At 74.0% G+C, this 3951-nt stretch carries 2 protein-coding genes and 2 pseudogenes; 1 reads left to right on the top strand and 3 read right to left on the bottom strand.

Annotated features, from left to right (window positions below; genetic code table 11):
* Nucleotides 1-499: 499 nt before the first annotated feature.
* From K6I33_RS32775 to K6I33_RS32765, 3 genes and pseudogenes are all read right to left on the bottom strand, one after another.
* Nucleotides 500-1468, bottom strand: coding sequence for a DUF5926 family protein (locus tag K6I33_RS32775; RefSeq protein ID WP_229358276.1), 969 nt, complete (start codon nt 1466-1468; stop codon nt 500-502).
* A gap of 435 nt (nt 1469-1903) precedes the next feature.
* Nucleotides 1904-2518 (bottom strand): annotated as a pseudogene (locus K6I33_RS32770) (ATP-binding protein).
* Between the two features lie 107 nt (nt 2519-2625).
* Nucleotides 2626-3471: a glycerophosphodiester phosphodiesterase gene (locus tag K6I33_RS32765; RefSeq protein WP_229358274.1), complete on the bottom strand. Its 846-nt coding sequence runs from the start codon at nt 3469-3471 to the stop codon at nt 2626-2628.
* A gap of 178 nt (nt 3472-3649) precedes the next feature.
* Here K6I33_RS32765 and K6I33_RS36155 point away from each other — a divergent pair.
* Nucleotides 3650-3951: pseudogene (locus tag K6I33_RS36155) on the top strand (protease); the annotation flags it as partial.

The raw sequence follows: 3951 nt of genomic DNA, 5'->3' as shown, positions 1-3951 counted from the left end.
GGAGTGCCGTGCCGGTGCCGACGGAGCGCCGGGGCCGGGGCGGAGGGGCGCCGGAAGGCGGCGGACGGTGTCCCGTCGGTGCTCGGGCAGTGTCCGAGCGGAGCCCAGACGGCCTTCGAGTGGCGCCCGGGCGGAGTCCGGACGGCGTCCTGACGGCATCCGGGCATGGAAACGCCCGGTCGCTGGCGACGGGGGATGCACCAGCGACCGGGCTCCTAGAACGGTAACAAGAGATCCGCGGTTCGCAAATTCGATCGTGGATTTCCGGACGCCGATTTCCGGTCTGACAGCGGGAGTTGTGACAGGAGTCACGCGGCTTGACCGGTCGTTTACCGTTCCGGGGCACCGGAAGTGCCCCATCCGGCCCTGTTCGACGGTGCGGCCGATTCCGGGTGGGTGGCGGGCGTGTCCGAATGACGATCATGAGCTTTCCGTGTGATCGTCATCGGCCGGGTCGCCCCGGCCAATGCTCAGGTCGCCCCGTCCGGCTCAGCCGGCCTCAGTTCAGGGTGACCTGACGGCTCGTGAGGCCGCCACGGGCGCGGCGCTCCTCGGCGGTCAGCGGGGCCTCGTCCGCCAGCGCCGCCGCCAGCCGCTCCGCGAAGGCCTCCGCCGGCTTCTGCACGTCCTCCGCGCGCATCGTGGTCGGCAGGTCCCACACCGGCACGGTCAGCCCGTGCGCGCGGAACGAGCCGACGAGGCGGGTGCCCTCGCCGAGCGAGCTCGTACCGGCCGCGTGGAGGCGCGCGAGGGCGTCCAGCAGCTCCTCCTCCGGCACCGTCATCACCCAGCGCAGGTGGTTCTTCTCCGGGGTCTCGCACCAGTAGGCGGAGCCGACGCCGGAGAGCCGGACGGTCGGGATCGCGGCGGCGTTGGCCCGCTCCAGCGAGGCCGCGACCTCGCCGGTGGCGCCCTCCGCGTTCTCCACCCAGAACTCGAAGCCCGTGTGGACGACGGGCTCGAAGGGGGCGGCCGGGTCCAGCAGGTCCTGGAGGCGCGGCCCCTCGGCGCCGGTCCGCTCGGCGGCGACCGGGGTGCCGGGCTCGGCGCTCAGGGCGCGCAGCAGGGTGTCGGCCATGTCGCGGCTGATGTCACCGGTCGCGGTGTCGTTCTGGAGCCCGAGCAGCACGGCGCCGTTGTCGCGGCGCAGCGCGGGCCAGGCCATCGGCAGCACCGTCGCCAGGGTGACCGACGGCACGCCCTCCGGCAGCCCGTCCTTCAGCTTCAGCTCCACCGTCGCGGCGGGCACCAGCTCGCGCAGGGCGACCCAGTCGGCCTCGCCGGGCAGCCCCTCGAAGGGCCGCCGCACCAGCTCGACGGCGGCGTGGGTGGCGGCACGGCCGTGGCAGGCCTTGTAGCGGCGGCCCGAGCCGCAGGGGCAGGGCTCACGGGCGCCGACGACGGGGACCACCACGTCACCGGCGTGCGGCTGGGCGGCCTTGGTCTGGGGGCGGCGCTTCTTGGCCATGGTGTGCGTGTCTCCCGATCGGTGCGTCCGGCCCGTCCGGCCCGTCCGTCCTGCGGGGTGCGCGGCCCGGGCCCGGGGCTGGTCGATTTCTCGATTTCCGAGGCAGGCCGTTTGCCTGCGGGCGCGAGCCTAGCGCCCGGCTGTGACGGCATGGCCGGGCGCGCGGGAGAGGTCGCGCGGGCGGGCGCGTACGCGGGAGTGGCGTACGGCGCCCGCCGCCGGGAGGGCGGCTGCCGGGTCGGGACCGGTGTCGGCGCGTGGCGGCGCGTGGCGAGGCGCGGCGAGGCGCGGCGAGGCGCGGCGACGCGTCGCACGGCAGCGGTGGGGTGCACGGACGAGCGCGGAGACGAGCGGGTACAGCTGTCACAGTCTGCCGACCACTGTCGACACATGTGTCTACGCGCGTCGACGCGGCAAGCGCGCGGACCGGGTCGGCTAGGTGAGGTCCTCGAAACCGGTGAGGTCGGGGAAGCCCAGGGCAGCCGGGCCGGGATCGACGCGCGTAGCGAAACCGGCGCGCGCGGAGAGCGCCGCCCAGACCGTCACCTCGCCGGTGGCGTCGCGGACGCCCCAGTCCTGGGAGAGCGCGTTGATGATGTTCAGTCCGCGGCCGCCGCGCGCGGTGACCGAGGGAGTGGCCGGAAAGGGGCGGGTCGGCCCGCCGCCGTCGGTCACCTCGACCGTGAGCCTGCCGCGCCCGTCCACCCGCCAGGCGGCCCGGACGAGGCCGGGATCGTCCGGGCCCCGGTCGCCGTTGTCACGGCTCAGCGGGCGCCCGTGGCGGTACGCGTTGCTGAGCAGCTCGGAAAGGATCAGTACCGCGTCGTCGATGACCGAATCCGGTACCCCGCCGGCGCGCAATTCCTTGCGCATCCGGTGTCTCGCCTCGCCCACACCGGCAGGACCATGGGGTACGGCCATGATCGACGACGTGGGCACCTCCTGTGCCACCACCAACGCCACCCCCGAGACCTCCTTCGCCCCACGTCAGGGGATGGATGCCCCAATGGACTGGACCGGAAACCGGCCAACCTCCGCCCGGTGGGGCACTCACGACGGCCGGATACGCACCGAACGCGCCGGTGCACTCCATGTAATGGCGCCGGAGCCTCCGGATCAGCCGAACGGCCGATCAAGTTCCGCCGGCTCGCCGACGGCTACTTCCGGCCGAGCTGGGCCAGGACGGCCTTGGGCCGGTTGGTGATGACAGCGTCCACGCCGAGGCGGACGCACAGCTCGACGTCCTCCGGCTCGTTCACCGTCCAGACGTGCACGGCGTTGCCCGCGCGGCGCAGCCGTGCCACGTAGTCCGGGTTGTTGCGGACGATACGGATGCTGGGCCCGGCGATCCGCACGCCTTGGGGCAGCCGGCCGTCGCGGTAGCGGGGGTTGAGGAACTGCATCAGATAGACGGTGGGCAGCGCGGGCGCCGCCGCCCGGACCCGGTGCAGGGACCGGGCGGAGAAGCTCATCACCCGTACGGGCGAGGGCTCGTCCGGCGGCGGCTGGGCGAGGCCGAAGCGGTCCAGCAGGGCCAGCAGCCGCTCCTCGACCTGGCCCGCCCAACGGGTGGGGTGCTTGGTCTCGATGGCCAGCTCGACCCGGCGCCCGGAGTCGGCGACCAGCTCCAGCAGCCGCTCCAGGGTGAGCACGGAGGTGCTCTCGCGGTCGGCGGCGAGGCCGCTCACCCGCGCCGGATCGGGGTCGGTGTCGCGGTCCGGCGCCTCGGGCTCGCCCGCCGCGGCCTTCCACGAGCCGAAGTCCAGGGCCGCGAGGTCGGCCAGCTCCAGGGTGGACACGGCGCCCCGCCCGTTGGACGTGCGGTTGACCCGGCGGTCGTGGACGCAGACGAGATGCCCGTCGGCGGTCAGCCGCACATCGCACTCCAGCGCGTCCGCGCCGTCCTCGATCGCCCTGCGGTAGGCGGCCAGGGTGTGTTCCGGAGCGTCCTCGGAGGCTCCGCGGTGGGCGACGACGTCGAGGAGGTGGCGCTCTTGGGTCACCGCGTTATGGTGCCACCGGCTGGCACAATCGCGCATGGGGGACGATTTGTCGGTAGTAAGGACCGGCGGCCGAGGTCACAGCCTCCGCTTACGGTGGTCTGACGTGCCATGGGAAAGGCTGGACGCGGACCCTGGTGATCGTGGCCGGGCATGAAGCGTTTCGACAGAGGAGACAACTGTGAGCACCGAGAACGAGGGCGCCTCCGTTCCGTCCGCGGCGGAGCCGCGGCCGGAGTCTCCGACGTCACCGCCGGCGATGCCGGCCGACGCCCCCGCGCCGGCCGACGACAGGACGGCGCAGCTGCCCACGGTCGAGCCTGTCGCGGCCGCTGCCCCTGCCACGCCTGCTGCCCCCGCTGCCTCTGTCGCGCCTGTCGCGCCTGTCGCGCTGGAGAAGGGGGCCCCGGCGGCCTCCGGGCCCGCTGCCGATCCCGCTGAGCCCGCCCCGGTGGATCCCGCCACCGCGTACGGACAGACGCC

The sequence above is a fragment of the Streptomyces sp. UNOB3_S3 genome (genome assembly GCF_020740895.1).
GTDB lineage: Bacteria > Actinomycetota > Actinomycetes > Streptomycetales > Streptomycetaceae > Streptomyces.
This window is presented reverse-complemented; position numbering and strand designations above follow the sequence as displayed.

Bases quoted from the DNA above. Each gene is read 5' to 3' on its own strand.
- K6I33_RS32775 (WP_229358276.1), bottom strand. From the start codon at position 1,468: ATGGCCAAGAAGCGCCGCCCCCAGACCAAGGCCGCCCAGCCGCACGCC.